Here is a 26,543-nt window from a genome sequence, read left to right as displayed (position 1 = left end):
CTCCTCCATCGCGTAAATAGATAAATTGACCATAAACCCCGCTTCATCTAAAAGGCAACCAGAAGGGCTTCGTAATGACAGTAAAAAACCGTTTTGGCATAATCGTACGCCAAAACGGAAAAATTCATTAGTTTCAAGCTAACCATCTAAAAGCTATCTGATCGTTTGCTTACCTATTTGACGCCAGCGCTTTAAAGCCTCCAACAAGAACGTCGGTATCAACAGCGCGACCAAACTGATTAGCCACTGCCCCGCCGTTAAACTGGTCAGCGCGAACATCTGCTGAAGCATTGGGAGTATGGCAACGGCCAAAATTAACAGCGCTGCTACTGCTAAGGCGATGTTTAAAGAACGATTACTCTTGATTGCGGCCCAAGTCAACGGCTCACGGCGCTTGATTGGATAGATGTCGATCATTGAGCCAATGGCTAAGACGATAAACAACATCGTGCTACCAACGATCGCCTGATTATCCGAGAGCACAAACCGACCGAGCGCATAAATACCGAGCGTTAATCCCGTATAAATACCAGCTCGCCAAGCCATTCTTTTACCCAATCCGTTAGCAAAAATACTCTGATCATTTGGAATTGGTGGTGCTTGCATCGCTGAGGCTTCACCAGGCTCGCGGGCGAGGTAGAAACCAGGAATCCCGTCAGCCAGCACATTAATCAGCAATAACTGTTCCGCAATTAACGGGGCACCCCAGCCAAATAGGACACTACCAAGCATTAAGAAAATCTGGGCAAAATTGACCCCAACTAGGAACTCAACGGCTTTTAAAATATTTTGATAAATTGTTCGACCAGAGGCAACCGCATCAATAATCGTAGCAAAGTTATCATCGGTTAAAATCATATCGGCAGCGCCCTTAGCGACTTCAGTACCAGTAATCCCCATTGCGATCCCGACATCAGCTGCTTTTAGTGCTGGGGCGTCGTTGACCCCATCACCAGTCATCGCAACCACTTTGCCTTGGATCTGCCAAGCATTTACGATCCGAATCTTATCTTCTGGAGATACCCGAGCAAACACGCTGACTTGATCGACTTTTTCTTGTAACTTGTCATCGGACCATTTAGCCATCTGCGCGCCCGTTACAGTCAGATCTCCTGGTTGATACAGCCCGATCTGTTGGGCAATCGCCTGCGCCGTTTCCGGATGATCACCGGTAATCATAACTGGTTTAATCCCGGCCGCACGCGCTTTTTTAACCGCTGGGGCTGCTTCTGGTCGTGGCGGATCAATCAGCCCAATGAGTCCACCAAACGTTAAGTCTGTCTCCAACGCTGCCAAATCATCGCCCGGATCTTGATCAAATTGTCGATACCCGACCGCTAACACGCGCAACGCATCTTTGGCAAACGCTTGGTGAATTTGGTCTAACTGATCGCGCTGACTGGTGCTAAGTGTTACTGGTAACCGGTCAAGCGCCCCTTTGACAATGAGTAAATAGTGACCATCTTCATCCTGGTGCAAGGTCGCCATCGATTTAATGTCAGAGGAAAAGGGCCGTTCAGCCACTCGCGGTCGAGTCGCTTCTAATTGCCGTCGCGTGAGTTCTTGTTGAGCGAGCAGGCGCACAATTGCTAATTCCGTTGCATCTCCACTCGTCTGTTCGCCAGCATCCGTTTGATCAATTGTCGCATTGGTGGATAGCCCAAAATATTTAATTAGCGCTAGACCACTTTCGCTCAGTGGCTGGTCCGTCACCATTTCTGGCGTTTGACCGGGCACCCACAGCCGTGTAATGGTCATCTTGTTTTGCGTCAATGTCCCAGTCTTATCAGACGCAATCACATCCACGCTGCCGATCGTTTCCACAGCATTCAATTGGCGAATGATCGCGTTTTTTTTCGCCATCTTTTGCACACCAACCGCTAAACTAATCGTCACGATAACCGGCAATGTTTCTGGGACGGCTGCCACCGCTAGCGAGATGCCCATCATTAGATTGTCAGCCGTTGAGCCAAGATTTTGAACCATGCTCAGACCAAAAATTAACGCACCACCAGCCACAGCTACACCCGTTAAAATTAACGCTAACTTTGATAACCGCTTTTGTAACAATGTTTCGTGTGGTTTCGTGGCATTCAATAAATCAGCAATTTCTCCCAGTTGGGTCCGCATCCCAATCGCAGTCACCAGCATAATACCAGAACCGCGCGTGACGGAAGTCCCTGAGAAGACGCGGTTAATTTGGTCGCCAACTGATTGGACATCTGCGCCATTACCCGTCACGGATTTTTCAACGGCTTCACTTTCACCTGTTAAAATTGCCTCGTCAACCGCTAAAGCGGTCACTGATTCTAAAATACCATCGGCCGGTACCTGATCACCGGCTTTTAACAAGACAATATCGCCAACGACAATTTCAGACGCCGGAATTTCTTGCTCACGCCCATCCCGCCGCACGCGCGCCGTTGGGACACTCATTTGTTTCAAAGCCGCTAACGCTCGTTCTGCGCTGCGTTCCTGATATAATCCAATGACCACATTAAGCAACACGATGGCTCCGATGACAATTGGTTTTGTCCAACCGCCATCTAGAACAATGGCCATGTATGTTGATAACGCCACGGCGATTAGCAAAATAATCGTCGTCACTTCAGTTAATTGACGTCCAATTTTCTGCCAAAGACTCGGTGGTCGTTGTTCTTGCAACACGTTTTGGCCCTCAGCGGCTTGCCGTTTGGTCACATCTGCTTGGCTAAGTCCGGTTTCAATCAACGTGTGTGGTGATTGTGTTTGTGCAATCTGGTTCATCGCCTCAGTCCTTTCTATACTGGCTTCGGTGGAATCGATCGCGACATAACCGCCTGTCATGCACGACTCGTATATCAATTTTATCAATAAATATTATTGTAACGCAAAGAAGATGCTTATATGAGCCGATTGAACCAGCTGAATAATTCTGAGTGCTCGCTGGTCAGTACCGATTTACGCTTTTGCTAATTAGTGTTGGCAGGCTAGGCACAAATATCGAACTCGCGTAACTCGACGAAAAAGTAGCGTGCTATTGCTATTAGCCAGGAATAACCAGCCAAACATTCCCTATTTAGTCGGCGCTTTAATCACGATCCGACTTAGTAGACTCAAGCCAATAATTCCTGCCCCAGAACCAACGACCATCCACCAACGATTGGCATCTAGCACTAGGCCTAACAACACCAGCACAAAGAAGGCAATCGTTAGCCAATCTGTAAACGGCGCTAAAGGTAACGCAAAAAGACGTGGTTCAGTTCGGTGCAACTTTAAATAGCGAACATGGCAGGCGACTAGCATGAGCCACACCACAATGAAATTTACGGTCGACACACTCGCTACAAGTGTAAAAACCTGCGCGGGTAGCAAATAGTTTAGTAAGACCGTCAGCAACAGCGCTATTGCTGAAACCAGCATTGCTCCACGGGGAACATTGTAACGGTTAACGCGCCCTAATCGTTTCGGAGCGCCCCCCATGTTGGCCAATACGAATAAAGTTCTGCTAGTACTGAATAAGGCACTGTTCGCAGCCGAAACAGCCGCCGTCAGCACGACAAAGTTGATGATACCAGCCGCAACTTTGATCCCTAAACCGCTGAACACTTGAACAAACGGACTACCGTGTGATGATAATTGATTCCACGGGTAAATGACCATCATGGCAAACAGCGCGCCGACATAAAATAAAATCATTCGCAGTGGCAGACTATTAATGGCGCGTGGTAGTTCCTGCTTTGGGTTGGCCGTCTCGCCAGCAGTTATCCCTAACATTTCGATCCCAGTGAAGGCAAAGATCACTAATGTAAATGAAGCTAGAAAGCCATGCCAGCCTGTCGCAAAAAAACCGCCATGTTGCCATAAATTAGCCATGCTAGCCGCATGACCGTTTAATGAAATCCCTGGTACTAACATGATTAAACCACAGCCGATTAAGGCTACAATGGTGAGCACTTTAATCATTGAGAACCAATATTCTAGTTCACCAAATGCCCCAACCGAAAGTAAATTGATACCAACCAATAAACCAATGATGACAAGCGGAGCGACCCATTGTGGCAACGTTGGCCACCAATAGTGAAGATAGATTCCTGTTGCAGTTAAATCAGCCATCGCTAAACTCAACCAACATAGCCAGTAAATCCAACCCATCACAAAGGTGGTCCGCGGGCCAAAATACGTTTCGATAAAATCTAAAAACGATGTTTTATGTAAATCGGACAATAATAGTTCTCCCAGCGCCCGCATCATGAGGTAACAAAAGAAACCTCCGATGGCGTAACCGAGAATGATGGCTGGACCTGCCTGGCGAATTGCACTACCAGAACCCAAAAATAGTCCCGTACCAATGGTGCCGCCCAAGGCAATCATTTGAATATGGCGATGAGTGAGTTTACGTACTAGATGTCCGGTCTGTGAGTCTGCCAACTCGTCACCACCTTTCATAAATTTATTATTATATAACTCAGAGTGGAATCAGCCGGGTGATCCTGAGCACTAGCTGAGACTGAGCGGTTGGCGGGTTTAGCCAATTGCTCGGGCTGGGCTAGGCAAAGACTGCAGGCTTGTGTAGCTCGACAAAAAACATGGTAACACTGTCACTAGCCCGCAACAATCACTTAGGCTGTAAGGATTCCTTCCTGATTTTTCAAAAATAAAGCTTACTCCTTTACGGTGACTATGCTATAAACAAAAGTGTACTCACGCATCCTCGTGAGCGGTTCAATTTTTAGGAGGTTTTCTTTTGGCGCCAACACGCACTTTAAACGTCAACTTGATTCTTGCAATTTTTGCCACTGGCCTGATGTCTTTTGCCGGGGTAGTGGTGGAAACGGCCATGAATATTACTTTTCCCGTATTGATGAAGCAATTTGCCATCACGACGGGTACTGTTCAATGGCTAACAACTGGTTATTTACTGATTGTCGCAACTTTTGTACCAATTTCCGCGTTTTTAAAACAGCGCTTTAAAACACGCCAACTTTTTCTGACCGCTAATTTACTCTTCTTAAGTGGTCTTCTCTTAGACAGTGTTGCCCCCACTTTTTCCCTACTGTTAGTCGGCCGCCTCATCCAAGGGGTTGGAACCGGAATTGCGCTTCCTTTGATGTTCAACATCATCTTAGAACAAGCTCCGTTGGATAAGATTGGCTTATTGATGGGGATTGGTACACTGGTGACCGCTGTTGCGCCGGCATTAGGTCCTACATATGGTGGCTTAATTGTCAGTAATTTACAATGGCGCGATATCTTCATTTTCTTAATTCCCATCTTATTACTGTCGCTTTTGCTTGGCTTAACGGCCATTAAGCAAGTCAGCCCGACTAAGAATGTCCGTTTAGATACTGTCAGTTGGCTACTAATTGCTCTAGCATTTATCAGTCTGATTTTAGGTATCAGTCAATTGACCCTAATTACAATTAAACCGTGGTTCACCATCACTGGCCTCGTCGTCGGTAGTTTGGCAATTATCGGATTCTTTAGGCACGTTCAACGGGTCAATCAACCATTAATTAATGTTGCTGTCTTCAAACAACCAGTCTTTAATTGGCATCTACTTGGTTTCTTTTTGTTACAGGCAACCTCGCTTGGGCTCTCCTTTTTGTTGCCTAATTTTCTTCAACTTGTCAATGATAAGACCGCATTGGTGGCTGGGTTAATCGTGCTTCCAGGTGCTGCCATTGGCGCTTTATTCGCACCCCTGAGCGGTAGCATATTAGATCACTTTGGCCCCCGCTTTCCCATCTTAACAGGTGCCTTGTTACAATTAATCGCTGTTGCCGGCCTCGCGATAACTACCATGTCTTTAACCGCTAATCACTTGCTACTATGGTACTTAATCTTTATGTTTGGCACTGGACTAGCCTTCGGTAACATCATGACAACTGGCATCAGCGCACTGTCAGCTAGTCAACAGAGTGATGGCAACGCAATTTATAATACCGTCCAACAATTCGCTGGCGCGGTCGGAACTGCGATTGCTTCGGCGATTGTCGCGTTAACACAGGCTTCGCATCAGGCCAGCTTCACCTATCGAACACAATTGGGAACCCATCGAGCTTTCATCGTATTGAGCGGTATTTTATTCATTAATTTTATCGTGTTGGCTGTTGGCCTGCATTTGAATCAGCAGCAACGTACTAAAAGATAAATCAGCTATAGTAAGAACCATTGAGGCTACTCGGCCGTATTTATTGAATTGAAATAGACCCCTTGAGTTATCACTAAAAGCTAACTCAAGGGGTCTATTTGCATGAAAAAACAATAATTTTTAATAATTATTGCTGGATACCATCAATTGCTTTTTTAAGTAATCGTTCCAATTCTTGACCTTCTGTAGGCGTCAACCCTTGAGTTGCAAAATAATTTGCTCGAGTGGCCATATCCTTGATCACTGGATACTGAGCCATAGCCTTATCAGTGCCATAAACAGCCGATTTTCGCCGGTCACTTGGATCACGTTCAATCCGCAGCCAACCACTAGCAACTAAATGGCGAACGGCTTTAGTTACAATACTTTGTTCGCGATCAATGGCCGCGATCAGCTCACGTTGTGACACACCAGGCGTTTCTACCACAATCAAAATATAGTAGTAATTACTGTCATTTAAATCTGAAAAATCGCGGAGTTCATGATTTAGCCAATCGCGAATTGCCCGGTTAAACATTGAAGCCCATTTTTCGATTTTATCCGTCGTTTGTGCCATTGCCTACGCCTCGCTTGTTCGATAATTTCGTAAATAGCCAAGGCAGACACCAGTTAAAATCACGGCTGCACCAAGTGTGACACCCATGGCCAATCGATAACCAATAATTAGTTGGCTCGGAATTAAAGATACCATAATGAGCAATGTATTGGCCGCCGAACCACTAATTTGCCGTAGCGCATTGGTCCAAGCGGTACCATACCCAATCTGAGACGGATTCAGATCCTTTAGTGCTTCCGTCGCCGTGATAGACATAATCATCGAAACACCAATCATCCGCACAACATAAACAATTGCTAACCAACCTAGTGAGGTTGTCGCCGTCATCATCAAAAACGGGAGTGATGAAATCAACAGAATTCCCAGACCCCATAGCAAAGGTCCACGAACTCCGTGCGTATCGTAATATCGGCCAACAAGTGGCGCAGTGATTGCGTTGGCCACAGCCCCAGGTAACATGACTAGTCCAGCCATCAAACTGGAACTATGAACCACATTTTCGACATAAATTGGAATGAGCGCCTCCGTTCCCATTAAAATAGCAAAGATCAGCATAGTAATGAGAATCATGAGGGAAAAGCTCGGCTTTTTAAATAGGCTGACATCTAATAGTGGTTTTTTGATGCGTACCTGTCGTCTTAAAAAGTCCCAAGTAATAATGAACCCGGCCAACAACATCAAGGCTGCAACGCCAGCATGGTGACCAAAAACGGTCATGCTAGTCAGCATTAACCCAACACCTAACATTGAGCTAATAACCGAACGTGTATCAATATTGACTAGATGCGGTTCGGAATAATTGGGTAGCCAGCGCCAAGCCACCAAAAAGGCTAATACCATAATTGGCAGGATTAAGTAGAAAAGGAATTGCCAGGGGAAACGAGCCATGATCAACCCGCTAAGACTAGGACCAATCGCTGGTCCTGCTGAAATAACAAGTGAAACATAGCCCATCACTGTTCCACGCCGCTCTGGCGGAAAAATCGTGATCATGCTAGTCATCACAAAAGTCGTAAGGACGCCACCTGCCATCGCCTGAATAAGTCGACCAAGGAGAATAACCGCAAAGTTAGTCGTCAAGGGACCAATAATCGTTCCCAGTATGAAGACTGCGACAATACTTAAAAATAGTTGCCGACTAGTATATTTTTCTGCAAGATTGGCTGATAAAGGTGTGGTTAACCCAATCATCAATACATAACCTGCCGTGAGCCACTGAGCCAAGTTTAGCGAAACATGTAACGTTGTTGCCATAATCGGTAACGCCGTGATCATCAGCGTTTGATTTAAAAGAGCCGTAAAAGCGGTTAAGAGCAAAATTGTCGCCGTTAATAATCGTTGACGTTGCGTCATGATAAAATCTCACTTTCTTTCAAAATAAATGCATATGCATTTAAAACAGCAAGGATCATCATACATGCACATGCATATAAAGTCAATGAGGTTTTTAAAAAATTTGAAACATCCTGTTTAACTACAGCATTTTCACCACAACTATCCATGACATATATCTCATTTAATCATGTATGAGCGAACACAAAAACACACGCCTCTGCTGATACAAGGCGTGTGCCATATCGAAAGTACTATGGTGATTACAGTTCAAGTCGTCCAGTTATTGGCTAGATTTATCCCACCTATTCGGTAAAGTGATCATCAAAGAACGCGAGCGTTGCGGCCTGCGTGTGTGACATAAAGGCCTCACCATGCCGATTACCAGTAACAAACTGAACCGTTGTTTCAATCTGCTGGTCAGTTAATTCTTGCTGCAAGCGTAGAATACCATCTGTTGGTACGATTTCATCTAATGAATTAGCGATAAACATTGGTCCTGCCGTTTTCGTAATCCGGTTCAACAGCGAAGCCTTTTTCAATAAGTCTAAATCGCCATTCACGTAGTTCAACACGAACCATTTGTAATATGGATCGTTGCTGCCGTCTTGATTAATATCCCCGACTGGTGTACCTGGCACAGGCGCATTTTTATTCGACGCAACAACATCAGGATGCTTTTCAACCCAAGTATCTAAATCAATAATTCCTGACCAAGAAGCGATTGGGATTCCGGTTTGCAGTGATAATTCAATGGCAAGGTTCCCGCCGGCAGACATCCCCACCGCGCCAATCTTGGAACGGTCAAATTGATAGTCAGACTGCTTAATCCAGTTAAAAACATTTAGGATATCTTCAACTGGCGCTGGGTACAGAACTTTCGGCGCTAATCGATAATTAGGGACAAACACGATGTAACCGTGTTTAGCAAAATCAGTTGCCCAATCAGTCTCTTCTTCCTTATAACCGAGCCACCAACCGCCACCATGAATATCGATAATCGCGCGCCGTTGATCGCTGGCCTGGCTAGCGTCTTGGTACACGTCTAGCTGTAAACCATTTTTTGCATCATATTCAACATCTTTTTCAACTTTAATTTCCGCCACGACAAATGCCTCCCTTGATTGATGCCCGCAGTATAACAGCGTCATTTGACCAAGCGGTAATGATTGTACTCCGATAAAATATAGCGGGCTTATTTGTAATCAATCGGCCGCTCAATAAACTCAGAACAAAGCCAACCGGGTGATCCTGAGTATTAACGTATCGGAGCGGATTGACGATCTTGGTCAATTGGCTGCGATGAGTTAAGCACAAGGATCAGGTTGGTGTTGCTCGACAAAAACTCAGGGCAAAGCCAACCGGGTGATCCTGAGCATTAACGTATCGGAGCGGATTGACGATCTTGGTCAATTGGCTGCGATGAGTTAAGCACAAGGATCAGGTTGGTGTTGCTCGACAAAAACTCCCTCTAAGGCAAGTCAGCATTCATTAGCTGCGGTGCTTTTTTTAAAGGGAGTTTTTTCAAATATTTAAAGATGTCCAGTTAACTTCTCCGGCTGAGTCAAAATTATTAGTCGACCTAACCTTGAGTCTCGTTATGAAAATGCTGCGGCGCTGGGTCTGCAAACTGGTTCAATGTCAACATATCAGCGGGTTGAATTTCAAAATCTAATTCTGTATTGGCCTCAATATGTGCCAAACTCGTCGCTTTAGGGAGTGGTAGGACTTCGTTTTGAATACAGAAACGCAAGGCGAGTTGCGCCACGCTAACACCATATTTTTGCGCCATTGTGATGGCCATCTCATTTTTCAGCAAATCACCAGTAGCTAATGGCGAATAGGCTTCCACCAGTAAATCATTGTCTTTAGCAAATGTCGTGATTTTGGGTTCTGTAAATCCAACATAGTATTGAATTTGGTCCACCATTGGTTTAACCGTTGCCTTAGTAAAGAGGTTCTCTAAGTCATGAACATTAAAGTTTGACACACCAATCGCTTTGACGCGACCACTTTGATACAACGCTTCCATGGCATACCATGCCTCAATGTTACCTTCATCGTCACTTTGACCGATTTTAGACCATGGCCATGGTGCATGGATGAGATACAAGTCCAAGTAGTCAACATCTAACGCCGTAAATGTCTCCTCAAACGATGCCATCACCCCATCATATGTCTTAATGTCCGCTGGCAATTTTGAAGTGACAAATAAATCTTTCCGGTCGACCTTGGCATCATGAATCGCCCGACCAACACTCGCTTCATTTTGATAATTTCGGGCCGTATCAATGTGCCGATACCCAACAGATAACGCATTGCTGACTGCCTGATACGCCGCATCTCCATCTGGAATTTGCCAGGTACCAAACCCGACTTTTGGAATTTGATGCCCGTTACTTAGCATAAAAGGATCTGTTAAAACTGCCATTTTAAAACCTCCACCTATTATAATTGTGTGATTTTTATCAAAATTTCTATTACTGATTATTGTCCTCTTTACTGAGAACGGTAATGATTAACTTTACTCAAATTAGACCTCCTGCTGCATATGCCAAGTTAAATTACGTTAGTTAGCCTTGCTTAATTGTTACACTGACAATAGTACAGATTATTGATTAGACCCAGTCAGCACACTTTTAAACTCGTCTAAATTCTTTAACAGGCCTGACGCTAAGCAGGTAATAATCTTTAGGTTCACCATCTGACTATAAAATGGATCGTACAATACCGGGCCTTAAAGTTCGCCAGTCAAAAACTGTGCTTCACCATTACCAAAGCTCCAGTCCTCATCCTGATTGACCACTAGACTAATCACCACATCTTCAGGGCGTATCGCCATTTCACTATGTAATCGGTCAACTAACTGTCGATAAAAGGCTTGCTTCTGTTGGGTCGTTCTTGGCCGTGTAACTAATGTTAAAACCATCACTTGAGCCGTCCGCTTGATACCCAAACCGGTGTCCTTAATCTTCATTTCGTAAGAATCATGTTGGTTGACGACTTGATATTGGTCCCCCACTGGCGCTCCAAATGTTGACAACATAACTTCATAAGTAATCTCTAGTAACTGATCTATTTCTGTCTCTGAACGCTGTCCCTTGATTAAATCAAATTTCATTAATGGCATGTTAAGCCCTCCATGAGTTAGTTGAGCTCAGTCTAGGCCAGGTCTACTCAATTCGCAAACAAGAACAGCTGTTTGTCATCGAAACTTGGTTCAAAATATAGAATAGTTCTGTAGTACCAGTGCCCCTTTGAACGTTTACTGAACACAATCCGCCCTTTTTCAGCTTGGCCCATCCGTCATCAATGCATGGAACTGTAGTGCCGAACTTTGTTGGTTTATCAAGCCTGAACCCGTATACTAAAATTGTCATGATTAATCTCTAGTGAGGTACACACAATGCTAAAAGTCAGTCATTTAACTAAACAATTTGGTCAAAATCGGGGGGTCACCGATGAATCCTTCACCATCGCAGATGGGCAAATTATGGGGCTCATTGGCCAAAATGGCGCTGGTAAAACGACCACCTTTCGGATGATTCTTAATCTGTTACCAGAAGATTCAGGGACTGTACTATGGAACGGTCATCCCTTAACTCCTGCTGACTATAATACAGTGGGCTTTTTACCCGAAGAACGAGGCTTATACACGCAGATGACCATTCAAGAACAAGTTGTTTACTTCGCCGCCTTACGCGGACAAGCAGCAGGCATTACCAAACAAAAATTACCCCAATGGATGGATCGCTTCAATGTGAAAGGAAATTTAACTGATAAAATCAAAGACCTATCCAAGGGCAATCAACAGAAGGTTCAATTGATTGCTACCCTTATTCATGAACCAAAACTTATTATTCTAGATGAACCCTTTAGCGGTCTCGATCCCGTTAATGCCCAATTATTAGAGAATAGTATCTTACAAATGAAACAACAGGGGGCTAGTATTATTTTTTCTTCCCATGATATGGCCAATGTAGAACGAGTCAGTGACACCTTGCTCATGTTGCGTAATGGCAACACAGTATTACAGGGGACTCCCATCAGTATTCGGGAACAATTTGGTAATACCCGACTTCGCTTACGTTCCCCATTAACTAAAGAACAGCTAGCAACCTTCCCTGGAGTTACTCATATCACCTCACAGGGAAATGCCCTTTATCTCACGTTGGCTGAAGAATCAGTGGGCAAAAAAATATTTACGGCTGCCACGGCTCAAGGCTACATTCCGGAATTCTCCCAAGAACCACCGACTTTAGATGAAATTTTCCGCATTGAGGCAGGTGCTACACAATGAATAAACTATTAATTGTCGCCCGGCAAGTCATCCGCAAAAATTTAAAATCACGGGCCTACATTATTTCCTTGTTATTCCCGGTGATTCTAATTGCCTTAGTCGCATTGTTCGTCTTCATCAATCAGCAAACGCAAAAAACACCGCAAATTGCTGTGATTAGTAATCATAGTACTTTTCGTAAGGCTTTAATCAACGCGCCTACCCATGGGGACTATCACGTTAATCGTCAACTGACGTCACGAACTGCGGCCGAAAAGCAACTGGCCAACGAAAAAATTGATGGTTACCTTGTGGTAAAAATTACTGATACCAATGTTTCAGCCACCTATCGTCAACGTACAAATGGGAACTCCTTGAATGGATCGACCCTCAAGAATAATTTGAACACACTTAAAATTCGTCAAACAGCTATTCGCTTAGGTTTAACCGCCAAGCAACTACAGGAATTATTCACGCCAAGCAGTTATCATACTCAAAACGTCGCTTATCAAAACGGCCACGTTCGACGTCAACGTTCCAACCAGCAGGGAACCAACACAGCAGTGGCTTTTGCAGTCACGCTACTGATTTACATGTTTATTAATCTATATGCTAGTTTAATTGCCCAGGAGACTGCTACTGAAAAAGGTTCCCATATTATGGAAATTCTGGTTAGCTCGGTCAGTCCAGACATTCAATTTTTCGGCAAGATTACTGGTATGTTGGCATTAATTGTACTTCAGGTGATGGTTACTGGTATTGCTGGTCTGATTGGTGTCAAAATCCTTCATCAGAATGTTGGTGCACTGAAACAGTTCTCTTTTGAACAAATTCAGCCAGGTATGATCAGTGTCCTAATTGCTTACTTTTTAGTTGGCATCATGTTGTATACCGTCATTGCGGCCATGCTAGGAGCAATGGTCACTCGCCAAGAAGAAGTTGGTCAAGTGCTCTCACCGCTCACCACTATTGGCATGATTGCCTACATCATTTCCTTTATCGCAGTGAACAGTAACAGTCTCCTCATTCGGATTGGCTCATTTGTGCCATTTCTCTCCCAAAGTCTGATGCCTGTACGCTATGCAGTTGGCAACGCTTCGCTAACTGAGGTTTGGATTAGCGTCGGCTTAGCCTTTATGGCATTGATCGCACTCACATGGGTTGCGTTACGTGAATATCGTCGTCATGTCCTAGACTACAGCACGCGTCGCCGTTGGTTTAATTTTCGACGTCAAAAACAGGCTTAAATTCTTATTAAAAAAGACTTTCTCAACAACCTTTGCCCCAAAAGATGTTTCAGCTTTTTGAGGGGGTAAAGGCGGCAAAGAAGGTCTTTTTTAGAGTAAAATTCATGATGCATGAATGATTGGACTTGCAGCTAAAATTTCCCGAACCTCATCAGTACTCTTCGTTTCCATTAATTGGTTACGCAAATCAGCTGAGTGAGGTACATTGCGAATATAAATCTTGAAAAAACGCTTGAGTGACGGGAAGCGTGGATTGTCATAACGAGCAGAAAAATCATCAAATAGATCCAGTTGCGTTTCCAATAGCTGAATCAATTCAGTCGTGGAATGTGGTTGCGGATTTGCTTCAAACGCAAATGGATTGGTAAAAATTCCCCGACCGATCATGACGCCGTCTAGCCCAGGGTGCGCATTGGCTAATTCAGTGGCTTGCGTACGATCGGCAACATCACCATTGATGGCAAGAAGCGTTTGTGGCGCAATCTGATCGCGCATTTTGACCAATTCATCAATTAATTCATAATGTGCAGGCACCTTACTCATTTCTTGTCGCGTCCGCAAATGAATCGTCAGCATGGGCACATCTTGTTCGAGTAAGAATGGAATCCAAGTCCTAAATTCATCGATTTTACTAAAACCCAATCGTGTTTTAACTGAGACCGGCAACCCCGCCGTCTTGGCAGCTGCGATCACCTCTGCAGCAACTTGCGGGTGTCGAATTAAGTCACTGCCGCCATGATTCTTAATTACCGTGGCATCTGGACAGCCTGTATTGATATCAATGGCCTCATATCCACGCTGTTTAACAGCTGCAGCGGCTTTGACAAAGTCTTCCCCCTCATCGCCCCATAATTGAACAATCGGTGTGGACGCTTCATCATCAGCCACATATAATCGACCCTGCGCTGAAAATTTTGCTTGTGCATGTGTAATACTCTTAGCGTTGACAAACTCGGTATAAAAAACATCGGGAGCGCCGGCTTGCGCAACTACCCGTCGAAACACCGCATTGGTCACTGCTTCCATGGGCGCTAGCTGTAAGATTGGCCGATGTTCCTGACGCGCCTGCGCCGCAATCGTCTGCCAGTAGTTTGATTGAATCACGAAAAGATCTCCTTACCTTTGTTTAGTAACATCGGGTATCTTACCACGATTTTGGGAGGATGTGCACGTGATTACATTGGCACGGTATTGATGAGGCGCTGAGCCTTTTCCACACAAAGCTCGACAAACCTTGCCGTTGTTTGCGAAGGCATTTCTGCCAATCGATAAGCGACACTAAAATCCAGGCTTAGCAATGATTCATCAAAGTTAAAAATATTGATCGGTAGTTTTTGATCTAGTGAGGCAACCATATTTTGAGAAACGATAACACAGCCAAGCTGTTTTAGTGCAAGCTGAATTGCCACGCGTGAATCACTCGCTTCAATTCGCGAGTTAACATGAATACCACTATCATGAAAATGATGATTAACCACTTCTTGGAAACGAGATTCATTACCTATTGCAATAAAATTTTCACCGTTTAACTGGCTAATCGTTTGGATCGTTGCTGTTCGCTGAAACATTCCCGCTCGATATAAACGTGAATTTTGTGGGACTAATAATGACAATGGCATCACCCCCAAAGGATTAGATTCCAACTGAGGATGATAGATCGTCTTACCGATAAACACGTCTAATTGTCCATCCAGTAACATACCTTCAGCTTTAGAAGTTGTCACCTCTCGTAAATCAGTGTGAATTTGCGGATAAACTTGATAAAAGTCCGGCAGTAATTGTGGAAGCCAAGTGGCGGCTAAGGGCTGGTTAATCCCAATGCTAATGGATCCAAATTTAAATTCTCCTAATCGGTTCATTTCAGTTAATTTGGCTTGTTGCAACTGTTGTTCCCGCTGTAGATAGGACAGCAAGCGCTCACCTGCATAAGTTAAATGAACCGGGATTCGCTGCCGTTCAACTAGTCGAACGCCATATTCTTTTTCAGCATTGTTAAGTCGGCGACTGATGTAAGATTGGCTAACATACAAACTTTGAGCAGCGGCTGTTAACGTGTCAAATTGGTTAATCGCAGTCAGAAATTCGGTTAAACGTTCTGTCATGATCCCTTTCCTCCGTGATCTTTAGTGTGCTATCCCTATTTTACCGCATTACAAATCATGACAATTTGGTCATGATCGTTGATGCGAATTCGAATTTCACTTTTATTGACAGCGGTTACATAATCTATGCAAGGACTTGCTCAACAATTAACTTGAATCTTATTACGCAGAAAGGATCCTTTCTCATGAATGAAAAATTTACCTCTCCCACTTGGGATGCAACTTATGACGTGATTGTACTTGGATTCGGCGGAGCTGGCGCAACTGCTGCTCGATTTGCCGCCGATGCAGACACTAAGGTTTTATTGACTGATGCCGCACCCAATGGCCATGAAGGTGGTAACACACGGTATTCCGCACAATTAATTGGTACCGGCACTGATTTTAATGGACTTAAACAATACTATCAGGCGCTCACTGCACCGATGGACCTTGATGAATCGATGATTGACACATACGTGCAAGGGATGGTCGACATTCCTGATTATGTTCGACGATATTTAGGTGTCGTGCCAGTAAGTGGCGTTAAAGACCTAGCTCCCGTTGCCCCAATACCGCTTGAACCCGCAGTTCATGAATATCCAGAATTCCCCGGTGTCCAATCTTATGACTTTACAACCGTTCATAAAGGCCTCTTTGACGCCGCTCTTTGGCAAATTTTACGTCAAAAGGTGCTGGATCGTTCTGATTCAATCGATGTGTGGTTAAATTCACCAGCTAAACATTTAATCCAAGATCCAGAAAGCAAAGTGATTCTTGGTGTCTCAATCGAACGAAACGGTCAGACACGTTATGTTCAAGCTAAAAACGGCGTTGTGCTAGCAGTAGGGGGGTTCGAAAACGATCATCAAGCTATTCAAGATTATCTTGGTGCAGATCATTTGGCCGTCTTAGGCAGTCTCTACAACAAAGGCGATGGTATTCGGATGGCTGAAGAAGTCGGCGCAGATATGTGGCATATGCATAATTACGAGGCATTGGGCTTTCTTCATGGACTAGCCTTCAAGCCAAAAGATGGTGAACGAGCTCAATTATTGCTTAATCCAGGTGCAGCCATGTACTCCGGTAGTGTCATCACCGTCGCTGATGATGGTAGCCGTTACTTTAAGGAGGACGAGCTGAATCGTCATGGCCATATTTATGACCATGGCATGTGGCGCGTCCCACAAACCAATGTCCATCCACACCTAGTCTTTGATCAGGACCAATTAGCGGATTTTAAGGCAGCTAAAGCCTTGCCTTACCCAGCCTTTTTAGATGACCTGATTACGGCTGATTCATTAACCGAGTTAGCAACTAGGATTGAAGCCGATCCTACAATTCTTTCCGAAACAGTAACTGACTTTAACATCGCTGCTCAAACTGCCCGTGACGTCGCCTTCCATCGGAATCCAACAACGATGCGTGCCTTCAGCCAAGGACCGTTTTATGCAGTCGAACTCACTCATGATGTACTTAACACTCAGGGTGGTCCACGACGCAATGCACAAGCAGAAATCCTTGATGCCAATCGTCAACCAATTCCGCATCTCTATGGTGCTGGCGAATTAGGTGGCATCTCTGCCAATCAGTACCAAGGTGGTGGCAATTTGGCTGAATGCTTAATCTTCGGAAAAATTGCTGGTGAAAATGCTGCAAAGCCAAAATCAGACAACGTTAACACGGTTGAATCGGCTGAGACTGACGCAACCACTGGGGCTAGTCAGCATTCAACAACAGTGGCAACTAACGATAACGACTTGATTACTGCTCAACCAGATCTTGATCAAATTCCACTTGGTCCAGATCAATATTTAGGTATCAGTGATAACGGTATCGGTGGCCAAATTATCGTTCGAATCACGTATAAAGCTGGGCAGTTAATCAATGTCGACATTGTTTCACAAAGCGAAACCAGTGAAGTTGGTGGTCGTGCGGTCAAAGAAATGCCGGATCGTATAGTTAGCGCGAATACGTATGAAGTTGACGCCGTATCCGGTGCCTCCGTTACTAGCCATGCGATTAAAGATGCCGTCAAAGATGCCATCAATAAAGCAACAAACACAGTTGCCTAATTGATCTCCTGAGGAGCCCTTCTAGTCCTTTAAGAGATAATATAAAAATCAGCCGTCACTAACCAAATTGGCTAGTGACGGCTGATTTTAGTCGCTACTTCTTTCCCACCGCATCTTTCAATCCAGTCAACACGTTAATAAACTCCTGTTGAACCGGGTTCGGCATGAATGCTTTGCGAATCACTAATGACATGTTAAAACGTTCGGGCAATGGATCGGTTAGCGGCAACGCAACCACATCATCGCTGGGCTGAATGGCATCGTCAACCAATAAGCTAACACCTAGATTGGCGCGCACAAGCCCCTTAATCAGTGACAACACCGGCGTGCTATAGACGACATTGGGCGTAAAGCCCGCATAATCGCTGTACGCTTTAAGCGCTTGTGGATGAACAAATTTACCAGTCATCGTCACAAAATTATCATTAGCGAGTTGTTCAAACGCAATGGCCGATTGGTCAGCTAAGGGATGTTGCTTGCTGACAACGGCTCGAAATGGATGAGCTGCCAGCAACGTGCTACCTAAATTAGCTTCATGCATCGGTCGCACTGAACCTAACAAAGCGACGTCAATCTTACCAGCTTCTAATTCCTTTAACAGTTGATCAGAACCAACCTCCAGCGTTTCCAAATAGTGAAGCAAGCCCTTGGAAAATAATTCGCCGGCAATCAGTGGAAACCACATTGTCCCGATAATCGGTGGCATGCCGAAACGAATTGTCGATTGTTCCGCTTGTTCAACTTCAAGGTAGGCCAGGTCTAAATCCTTTAAGATACGTTGTGCTCGTTGATATAAAAGTTGCCCCGCACGAGTGATGACTAATTTATTATGGGCCCGATCACGCTGAACGAGTGGTGCCCCAAACTCATTTTCTAAACGCTGGATAGCCACTGTAATCGTTGGTTGACTCACTTTAAACTGACTGGCGACCACTGTATAATTTTTTTGCGTCACTAACGCCGAGAAATAAGCCAAATCACGTGTATTCATGGGGCACCCCTTTGACCAAGCTAATTTTTTAATTAATGTAAGATTACCATATTTTCCATGCAGGCCGTCCGTTGTTTCAAAAATGGCGTCGTTCAAGGCCGTATCAATGATCCAGACAATTAAAAATCACCTATTTTCCATTTTCAGGAGATAGGTGATTTTTACTGGAACGGCGGAACCTTTAGTATTCGATACCTTAATTGATATCACTCATACCACATGAGGCCACTTTCAGTCAGCTCCTGCCGTAACCATTCGACACTAATCTTTAACTTCGTGGATAGCATCAATAATCGTGCCATCTCGATATTCGGCCAACGCAACAACTCGATCCGTAAATTGCAATGGTTCAGGATGGCCTACTTTATCCGCAGCCATCTGTTGTAACTGTTCAATCGTATAAACTGGCACACCCGGAATGTTTGCTAACACTTGCTGCAAATCTTGACGTTTAGGATTGATCGCAATCCCATATTCAGTGACTAAAACGTCAATCGAGTCCCCTGGCGTAATTACCGTTGTCACATCTGGGACCACTGTCGCAATCCGTCCACGAACTAGGGGCGCAGAAATAATGGTCAGTTTAGCAGTCGCCGCATCCTGGTGCCCGCCAATGGCCCCACGAATAACGCCATCAGAACCCGTCATTACGTTGACATTGAATTTGGTATCAATTTCTAGCGCACTTAAAATGACAACATCCAGTTGATCAACCATGGCGCCCTTGTTATCGGGATCTGCATACCAGGAGGCGTCAATTTCTTGTTGGTTAGGGTTGGTGTGCATCGAATCGGCCGCACCCTTATCAAAGTCTTGCACGTCCATCACTTTGTCGATCAAACCTTCATTTAATAAATCGGTCGTTGGCTTGGTAATCCCACCTAGCGCAAACGATGCTTTAATTTGATTATCTAACATCGACTGGCGCAAGTACCGGGTAACTGCCAAGGCTGCTCCGCCGGAACCAGTCTGGAATGAGAAGCCATCTTTGAAGTACGGGGAATTTACAATGACGTTGTTCACCGTTTCGGCAATCTTCAATTCCTTAGGGTCTTTGGTAAACCGCGTCGCTCCTGAACCAATCTTGTCAGGGTCACCAACTTTATCAACTTGAACCACATAGTCCACCTGCGTCTGTTTGATGGAAGCCGGTGTATTCGGATATGGCATGAGATTATCTGTCAGCAAAACCACTTGATCCGCATATTGAGCGTCCATTAACGCATAGCCCAATGAACCAAAGACCGCCTTACCATCCATCCCATTCGCGTTGCCTAATTTATCAGCATTTGGCACCCCAAGAAAAGCCACGTCAATTTTAATATCACCATGTTCAATGGCACGCGCCCGATCACCGTGAGAACGAAAAATGACTGGGTTCTTCAAACCACCATGAGACACAAAGTCGCCTAATGAACCCCGCATGCCAGAACTGGTAATATTCGTGACAGTACCGGCTTTGATTGCTTCGATCACCATATCGTTCATCACCCCAGTCAATGACGAGGGTGCCAGTGTTAAATTCTTAATCCCTGCATCAATAATCACCCGCATCACTTGATTAAAGACAAAATCGCCATTACGAAAGTGGTGATGAAAAGAGATGGTCATCCCATCTTTAACCGTTGCTTTAACAACATCTTCAATCGAGTTTACTAGCTTATCGTCACCAGTTTGGGCCCGAACCTTAGGTGCCACCCGCTGAATTTCTGGATGACCAATCTCGGTCGTTTGATAAGGCTGATATTGCAATTGCGTCATCAATTCGTCTGGTAAGTCACGATTTACATTATTTTTCAAGGTCATTACCCTCCTCATCCACTAAGTGAGATGCTTTTGCCAAGCGCATCACCCGTTGAGCACGCAAGACAACGGGGCGATCTACCATTTGCCCATTCATTGAGATAACACCAGAACCCTTCAAACGGGCTTCTTCAATCGCATTAATCACATTACGAGCGTTATCAATTTCCGCTTGGGTGGGTTGATAGACTTCATTAACCATCGCAATTTGCCGCGGGTTAACCAAGGATTTTCCATCAAAGCCAAGTTGATGAATATAGCGAGTTTCACGATAGAAACCATCCGTATCATCCATATTGGTAAAGACTGTGTCAAACGCCGCAATCCCAGCTGCTCGAGCGGCGTGGAGCACCATGTTTCGGGCAAATTCGAGTTCGGCACCATCTGGATAGCGATGGGTTTTCATATCTGTGGTGTAGTCTTCAGCAGATAGTGCAATCCCAATCATGCGGTCAGAAGCAGCGGCAATTTCTGGCGCGTTGAGAACTCCCTTGGCACTTTCAATAGCAGCCATTAAATGTGTGGAGCCCACTTCGCGACCAAATTCTTTTTCAGCTGCTAAGACATCCGCTTCAAGGCTGGTGATCATTTCAGCCGTTTCCGTCTTCGGCAAGCGAATGACATCGATACCGGCCTTAACCATCGCACGAACATCATTTTGATAAAACGGTGTATCATCCCCGTTGATCCGCACAACCAGTTCTGCTTCACCGTAGTCTTGGCTGCTCAGGGCTTCGTAAACCAAATCACGAGCCGCGTCTTTTTCCGCTAATGAAACGGCATCTTCTAGGTCAAACATGATCGAGTCTGCCCCGTAAATTCCCGCATCTTTAACCATCGCCGGGTTATTTCCTGGGACAAACATCATGGTTCTTCGTAATCGTTCTTCTGTCTCCGCCATGTCTATAATACCTCCCACGCAGGTTGATCCTGAGTTGATAAAGCACGTTGCGCAGCCGCGATGGTGCGTGCTTTAATAACACAATCCAACGCGCCTTTATCAACTGCCTTGACTTTCACATCAGTTAGCTCAAATGCTTGTAACGTCTGGGTGATCACCTGGCGGATTTGTTTGCCAAATTGTTTTTCAACATCTGACTCTAAGTCAATCTGAATCCCATCGTTACCTTTTGAAAGCATGATTTGAATGTCAGAGGATTCCACAGTTCCCGCCAACGCGGTTTGTTTAATTTCCATTAATGTTCATTCCTTTCTGAATGCGAGCTTGCAGCTCATCAAGATGTTGCTCAATAAAGGTAAAGGTTGTTGTTGGTACAAATGAACGCACGGACTCCAGCGCATTTTCGGCAATTGCCTGGCGCACAGCGGTGGCGGTAATCAATGCACCACTTGGCGTGTGATTACGTTCAACCACTTTAACCTTTACGGCAGGCGGTAATTCTCGCTGGAGTACTTGATTGTAGATATTTGTCGTATGTGAGCGCGGTTCGCTACCCACGTAACGTCTTGAAATAGCCAGAGCTGGTGCAATCTGTTCGCGAAATAACCGGGCGTCTAAAGTTGTTTGGTAGTCAATCTGTTGATCCGGCGTCGGCAAAAAATAGGCTGGAAAAGTCGCATAGCTGACCATGTAGTCACCACCATTGATGACTTTGACATTCTTCAAATCAGCAGTACCAGCTTTGACCAACTGAACACGTTGTTCGGTGCCAAATAAAGAAACATCAGTGTTCACAACAAACACGTATACGAGGTCATTTTCCTTAGCCGCTGTTTCGACTAAATAACGATGTCCGTTGGTAAATGGATTAGCGTTCATCACAATACCAGCAACTTGTTTGGTCTGCTGATCAGCGATCCGGGGTACAGCTGCTAAAAAGTCATCGACACCTATATCGCCTGTTTCTAACAAAGCAGCCACGTCACTGTGGGCCAATTCCTTAAAGCCGACATGTTGAAAGCTCTGTTGATACTGTCGCTTAGTAAACACAAATAGATGAAAAATCTGTGCTTGAGCTAAGCGGTTGATCAATGCGGAAACAATCGTGTTGAAGCGAGCACCATTGGTTTCTCCTTCATTGCAAACGCCCACGTATTTCAAGACGTTTCCTGCCGCCGAGCCAGTCGCTACCAACCGATTACCTTCATAGATACCTAGCGTAAAGTCGATTTGCGCGGTTTCACTATTATCAAAATCTGTAATGCCCAATGACGTTAAAAATGTCATCCACGTCTGCCGTACTTGTGGATCGTGCAGATGCAGATCCACAACCGTTGCTGCCATCGACGCACCATCTCCTCGCTTATCGTGCAAATAATCACATTGAACTGATAATTCAACGTTCCACTCAGTGAATTCTACAATCACAGTGTAATTCCTCTGTCTAAATTTTGCAAATAATAGTCAATTATTTTTAATTCATAAAAATATTATCAGCTTATTTTTAAAATATACGAATTGACTTGTCATTTGTTAAAACTTGTGATGAAATGTATATAAATGAACAAAAAGAATGAGGCATAATTCATGGATGACGTGAAACATCGGGCTTTACTGGCTAGTATTGCCCAAGATTATTACCTATCTAAATTACCAATTACCGATCTGTCAAAAAAATACCAATTGAGTCGTTATTTGCTCAGCAAGGCTTTGGACGAAGCACTTGCCACTGGACTGGTTAAAATCAGTATTGATGCGCCAGTCTCCCGAAATTTGGAATTAGAATTACAATTCAAACGTCAATTTAAATTGGACCATATGTTTATCCTACGTGATAGTGAATCGCCAGATAAGGATTCGGCTAACATCATTGACTTTGCCGCTAGCGAAATTCAAGAATTAATCCACCACAGTCGTACAGTCGGGATGACTTGGGGTGGGACCGTTTGGAACATCATTGATCATTTTCAAGCTGAGGTTCAAGAAAACCTCGTCTTTACCCAGTTTATCGGGGATAATTTAAAGCTCAACACGGCGGCCAGCACGGTCCCTTTGGTTCAAAAAGCAGCTGCCAAATTTGATGCTCATTTTGTCACCATGCCAGCGCCACTCTATATTAAAAATGACCACGTCCGCGAGCAATTGGCTTCAGAACCAGCCTTTCAAGAGGCCTTCACATCCGCTAACCGGTTGGATCTCATCTTTGCTGGTATTGGTACTTTAGCGTCAATCAATAGTATTCCTGTTTGGAAGCAGCACTTTGCTGATTTGTTTCCAGATGTCTCCAGTCAGGCCATTGCCGGAGTCCTATTTGGCCGGCCATACGACATTAATGGTCAACTACTTAACCGCCAAGATAAAACGATGGGTCAGTCCATGACCGATTTATTAGCCATTCCACGCCGTGTCGCTATCGTTAAAAGCAAATTCAAGAGTCGTGCACTATTAGGTGCCCTACGTGGTGGCTTTTTAACGGATATCATTACGGATGAAGCGGTGGCCAATCGGGTTCTATTGGAAGCTGCGGAATAAGTCAAAAAAATAACAGGGTGGTCTAAACCATAAAAATGGTTTGGACCACCCTGTTATTAATATTCAACAAAAGTGTTCAACATCATTTTCTAGTTTTAAATGCAGCAAATGCTTGATCGATCTCCGCATATTCAACATCTGAAAGCTGCACATTTAACGCCTGAACGTTGCTTTCTACCTGCGCTGGCTTACGGGCGCCAGGAATAACGACCGCCACATCTGGGTTTGCTAAGTACCATGCTAAGACGACTTGCGCGACTGTTGCTTCATGTTGTTCGGCTAAATTACGCACGACAGTTACCGCTGTCATTATTGTTTTAAATTCTGTCGATGTGAACTGTCCGAACTTATCTGCATCCTTGTCAGAATATTTCCCGGTCAATAATCCAGACGCTAATGGGAAATAAGGTACAAACGAAATATCCTGCTCGCGGAGGTAAGGAAACAGATCCTGTTCTGGTTGTCGATGAACTAAACTATAATTATCTTCTACAATATCAACCTGTCCATCACGATTGGCTTCCTTAATCTGAGTCAGGCTAAAGTTCGACACGCCAATCGCACGAATCTTACCTGCCTGTTTCAATTTAGCCAACGCTGCCACTGCCTCCGCTTTAGGCGTCTTGTCATCTGGGAAATGAATGTAAAAGATGTCTAAGTAATCGGTCTGCAGTCGTTTCAACGCGTCATCCACCGCTTTAGTCAAAAAGTCTGGATCATTATTGGGCTTTAGATCATCTTCCGGGTCCTGGGCTGCCTTGGTCGCTAACACGATTTGATCGCGATCATATTTTTTCAACACTGATCCAATGATTTCTTCTGAACGACCAAGGCCATACATATATGCCGTGTCCAGTAGTTGAATTCCTTGATCCAAAGCTTTTTTCACAACCGCAGCGCCATCCTCATCAACTAAATCCTTAAACAAGTTATGACCACCAACTTTATTCGTCCCTAAACCTAACTTAGTGGTCATCACTGAACTCTTCCCAATCGTCACTTTTGTTGTCATTTAGTTATCCTCCTCGTTGATTTACCATTTTAAATTCATCATAGGAGTTTCAACAAAAAAGTAAAACAATCTGTCCACCGTTAACAAGCAAACGAATAAGCTAACTAAAAAACAAGCCATTTTCAAAGACTCAAAAAATGGTTTGTTTAACTGAATTATCAAATGGAAGCTTTTACCACATCCCTAATACTTTGGTCCAGAGTAGACCACCGCCAAGCCAAACGATAATGTAAAAGACACCTAAGATGGCATTTAGACGCCACCAATCAGACTGTTTGACATAGCCAGCCCCGAAAATAACAGTCGCTGGACCACTTGCATAGTGGGTTGTGGAACTAAACAACGGACCACATAAAGCTAACATGATTGCAGCTAGCATTGCCGGTACATGTGCTGAAATGGCCACCGCCAGCAAGGCCGCATACATCGCACTAACATGCGCTGTCCCACTTGCAAATAAATAATGGGTGTAGAAGTAAAACAGGAATAAAACAACGAGCACTAGCAACCAACTGACACCGTGAAGCGCAACTCCGATTGACTTAGATAGCCACGGAATTAACCCCATAGCTGTCAATTGGTTCGCTAAGAAAATCAGAATTGAGAACCACAGCACTGTGTTCCATGCCCCAGTTTCTTTTAAGACATCTTGAACGGATAAAACACCGGTAATTAATAAGAGCGTCACAGCAATGAAGGCCACCAATGTTGCATCTAAACCGATAAAACTAGAAATAACCCAAAGGAACAATGCGAGCAAGAAAACACCACACATGATCTTTTCAGCCACGCTCATCGGACCCATTTCAGCCAGTTCTTTTTCCGCCCACTCTTTTGCATTTGGCGTTTCTTTGACCTCTGGTGGATACAATTTATAAATGATCCATGGCACCGCAATCAAGCTGATAATCCCTGGCACCAAAGCTGCTAAGAACCAGCCGACCCAGGTAATGTTAACGTGGGCGGCTTTGGCCATTGCAACAGCAACTAAGTTTGGTGCCATCGCGGTCATAAACATCCCCGATGTGATAATGTCTCCCTGGAATTCTGAGAACATCAAGAATGAGCCAATTTTTCGTTCAGTCCCGTCTTTAGGATTTGAGCCAAAAGTTGTCGCCAATGAATCAATGATCGGAAAGACGATTCCCCCGGCACGAGCCGTGTTACTCGGGGTTGCCGGTGCAGTTACTAAATCTACGCCAATCAAGGCATAGGCTAGTCCAAGCGTCCGCCGACCAAACAACCGCACAAAATTTAACGCGACACGGCGACCAAAGCCAGTTTTAATGAAGCCACGGGAAAGAAAGTACGCCATGGCGATTAACCAGACCACATTCGTGCCAAAGGCGGTCACGGCTTTTTCCATCGGGACAAGTCCCAACAGAACGGTTAAAGTCATGCCCAATAAAGCAACCCCAGCGATCGGCAGTGGCTGTGTAATACAACCAACGATTGTAGCAACAAAAATAGCTAGTACATGCCACGCCGCCAGCGAAATTCCTGCTGGGCGAACAGGCGCGATAAACCAGATGATCAAACCAATGATGATCGGCCAAAGAAATTTTTTATAATTCACCTTTTCTAAACCCATAATTATTCCC

The 26,543-nt window shown here is 44.6% G+C and carries 21 protein-coding genes; 5 read left to right on the top strand and 16 right to left on the bottom strand.

Annotated features, from left to right (window positions below; translation table 11 throughout):
• Nucleotides 1-153: 153 nt before the first annotated feature.
• Together ACKTR2_RS04130 and ACKTR2_RS04125 are read right to left on the bottom strand one after the other, a co-directional pair.
• On the bottom strand, nt 154-2,766 hold the full coding sequence (locus tag ACKTR2_RS04130) for a cation-translocating P-type ATPase (protein WP_407883444.1): 2,613 nt from the start codon (nt 2,764-2,766) through the stop codon (nt 154-156).
• A 288-nt stretch (nt 2,767-3,054) separates the two neighbouring features.
• Nucleotides 3,055-4,353, bottom strand: coding sequence for an amino acid permease (locus ACKTR2_RS04125; protein ID WP_407883442.1), 1,299 nt, complete (start codon nt 4,351-4,353; stop codon nt 3,055-3,057).
• Between the two features lie 373 nt (nt 4,354-4,726).
• Here ACKTR2_RS04125 and ACKTR2_RS04120 point away from each other — a divergent pair, with 373 nt between their 5' ends.
• Complete coding sequence (locus tag ACKTR2_RS04120; protein ID WP_407882801.1) at nt 4,727-6,133, top strand: DHA2 family efflux MFS transporter permease subunit; 1,407 nt, start codon at nt 4,727-4,729, stop codon at nt 6,131-6,133.
• A 127-nt stretch (nt 6,134-6,260) separates the two neighbouring features.
• Here the strand turns inward: ACKTR2_RS04120 and ACKTR2_RS04115 are convergent, their stop codons facing one another.
• The 5 genes from ACKTR2_RS04115 to ACKTR2_RS04095 all read right to left on the bottom strand — a co-directional run bounded on the left by ACKTR2_RS04115 (nt 6,261) and on the right by ACKTR2_RS04095 (nt 11,151).
• Nucleotides 6,261-6,689 (bottom strand): MarR family winged helix-turn-helix transcriptional regulator, encoded by a 429-nt coding sequence (locus tag ACKTR2_RS04115; protein WP_407882799.1) that lies wholly within the window; start codon nt 6,687-6,689, stop codon nt 6,261-6,263.
• Between the two features lie 3 nt (nt 6,690-6,692).
• Nucleotides 6,693-8,042, bottom strand: coding sequence for an MFS transporter (locus tag ACKTR2_RS04110; protein WP_407882797.1), 1,350 nt, complete (start codon nt 8,040-8,042; stop codon nt 6,693-6,695).
• Between the two features lie 284 nt (nt 8,043-8,326).
• On the bottom strand, nt 8,327-9,127 hold the full coding sequence (locus ACKTR2_RS04105) for an alpha/beta hydrolase (protein WP_407882795.1): 801 nt from the start codon (nt 9,125-9,127) through the stop codon (nt 8,327-8,329).
• A 476-nt stretch (nt 9,128-9,603) separates the two neighbouring features.
• A complete protein-coding gene (locus ACKTR2_RS04100; protein WP_407882793.1) occupies nt 9,604-10,452 on the bottom strand; it encodes an aldo/keto reductase in 849 nt (282 codons plus the stop codon).
• Nucleotides 10,453-10,758: 306 nt separating this feature from the next.
• Entirely contained in the window at nt 10,759-11,151 is a 393-nt protein-coding gene (locus ACKTR2_RS04095; RefSeq protein WP_407882791.1) for a tautomerase family protein, read from the bottom strand.
• A gap of 276 nt (nt 11,152-11,427) precedes the next feature.
• Between ACKTR2_RS04095 and ACKTR2_RS04090 the strand changes: the two genes are divergently transcribed.
• Nucleotides 11,428-12,321 (top strand): ABC transporter ATP-binding protein, encoded by an 894-nt coding sequence (locus tag ACKTR2_RS04090; protein ID WP_407882789.1) that lies wholly within the window; start codon nt 11,428-11,430, stop codon nt 12,319-12,321.
• Nucleotides 12,318-13,547, top strand: coding sequence for an ABC transporter permease (locus tag ACKTR2_RS04085; protein WP_407882788.1), 1,230 nt, complete (start codon nt 12,318-12,320; stop codon nt 13,545-13,547). Before ACKTR2_RS04090 ends, ACKTR2_RS04085 begins: the two co-directional genes overlap by 4 nt.
• Before the next feature lie 102 nt (nt 13,548-13,649).
• On the opposite strand, the gene ACKTR2_RS04080 is transcribed toward ACKTR2_RS04085, so the two are convergent.
• Together ACKTR2_RS04080 and ACKTR2_RS04075 are read right to left on the bottom strand one after the other, a co-directional pair.
• Nucleotides 13,650-14,651, bottom strand: coding sequence for a tRNA dihydrouridine synthase (locus ACKTR2_RS04080; protein ID WP_407882786.1), 1,002 nt, complete (start codon nt 14,649-14,651; stop codon nt 13,650-13,652).
• Between the two features lie 71 nt (nt 14,652-14,722).
• Nucleotides 14,723-15,649: a LysR family transcriptional regulator gene (locus ACKTR2_RS04075; RefSeq protein WP_407882784.1), complete on the bottom strand. Its 927-nt coding sequence runs from the start codon at nt 15,647-15,649 to the stop codon at nt 14,723-14,725.
• A gap of 185 nt (nt 15,650-15,834) precedes the next feature.
• Between ACKTR2_RS04075 and ACKTR2_RS04070 the strand changes: the two genes are divergently transcribed.
• Nucleotides 15,835-17,703, top strand: coding sequence for an FAD-binding protein (locus ACKTR2_RS04070; RefSeq protein WP_407882783.1), 1,869 nt, complete (start codon nt 15,835-15,837; stop codon nt 17,701-17,703).
• Between the two features lie 94 nt (nt 17,704-17,797).
• Here ACKTR2_RS04070 and ACKTR2_RS04065 read toward each other — a convergent pair whose 3' ends face one another.
• The 5 genes from ACKTR2_RS04065 to citC all read right to left on the bottom strand — a co-directional run bounded on the left by ACKTR2_RS04065 (nt 17,798) and on the right by citC (nt 22,742).
• Nucleotides 17,798-18,694 (bottom strand): LysR family transcriptional regulator, encoded by an 897-nt coding sequence (locus ACKTR2_RS04065; RefSeq protein WP_407882781.1) that lies wholly within the window; start codon nt 18,692-18,694, stop codon nt 17,798-17,800.
• A 261-nt stretch (nt 18,695-18,955) separates the two neighbouring features.
• Complete coding sequence (gene citF, locus ACKTR2_RS04060; protein WP_407882779.1) at nt 18,956-20,494, bottom strand: citrate lyase subunit alpha; 1,539 nt, start codon at nt 20,492-20,494, stop codon at nt 18,956-18,958.
• Nucleotides 20,484-21,398, bottom strand: a complete 915-nt coding sequence (gene citE, locus ACKTR2_RS04055; protein WP_407882777.1) for a citrate (pro-3S)-lyase subunit beta — start codon at nt 21,396-21,398, stop codon at nt 20,484-20,486. The genes citF and citE overlap by 11 nt, the downstream gene beginning before the upstream one ends.
• Before the next feature lie 2 nt (nt 21,399-21,400).
• Nucleotides 21,401-21,694: a citrate lyase acyl carrier protein gene (gene citD, locus ACKTR2_RS04050; protein ID WP_407882775.1), complete on the bottom strand. Its 294-nt coding sequence runs from the start codon at nt 21,692-21,694 to the stop codon at nt 21,401-21,403.
• A complete protein-coding gene (gene citC, locus ACKTR2_RS04045; RefSeq protein WP_407882773.1) occupies nt 21,684-22,742 on the bottom strand; it encodes a [citrate (pro-3S)-lyase] ligase in 1,059 nt (352 codons plus the stop codon). Before citC ends, citD begins: the two co-directional genes overlap by 11 nt.
• Nucleotides 22,743-22,985: 243 nt before the next feature.
• On the opposite strand from citC, the gene ACKTR2_RS04040 reads away from it, so the two are divergent.
• Nucleotides 22,986-23,930 (top strand): sugar-binding transcriptional regulator, encoded by a 945-nt coding sequence (locus tag ACKTR2_RS04040; protein ID WP_407882771.1) that lies wholly within the window; start codon nt 22,986-22,988, stop codon nt 23,928-23,930.
• A gap of 82 nt (nt 23,931-24,012) precedes the next feature.
• Here ACKTR2_RS04040 and ACKTR2_RS04035 read toward each other — a convergent pair whose 3' ends face one another.
• Both ACKTR2_RS04035 and ACKTR2_RS04030 read right to left on the bottom strand, forming a co-directional pair.
• Complete coding sequence (locus ACKTR2_RS04035; RefSeq protein ID WP_407882769.1) at nt 24,013-24,942, bottom strand: aldo/keto reductase; 930 nt, start codon at nt 24,940-24,942, stop codon at nt 24,013-24,015.
• 172 nt (nt 24,943-25,114) lie between these two features.
• The gene (locus tag ACKTR2_RS04030; RefSeq protein ID WP_407882768.1) at nt 25,115-26,533 is read right to left on the bottom strand and encodes an anion permease; all 1,419 of its coding nucleotides are present in this window, start codon (nt 26,531-26,533) and stop codon (nt 25,115-25,117) included.
• Nucleotides 26,534-26,543 lie beyond the last annotated feature (10 nt).

The sequence above is a fragment of the Furfurilactobacillus curtus genome (assembly GCF_045862785.1).
Lineage (GTDB): Bacteria > Bacillota > Bacilli > Lactobacillales > Lactobacillaceae > Furfurilactobacillus > Furfurilactobacillus curtus.
This window is presented reverse-complemented; position numbering and strand designations above follow the sequence as displayed.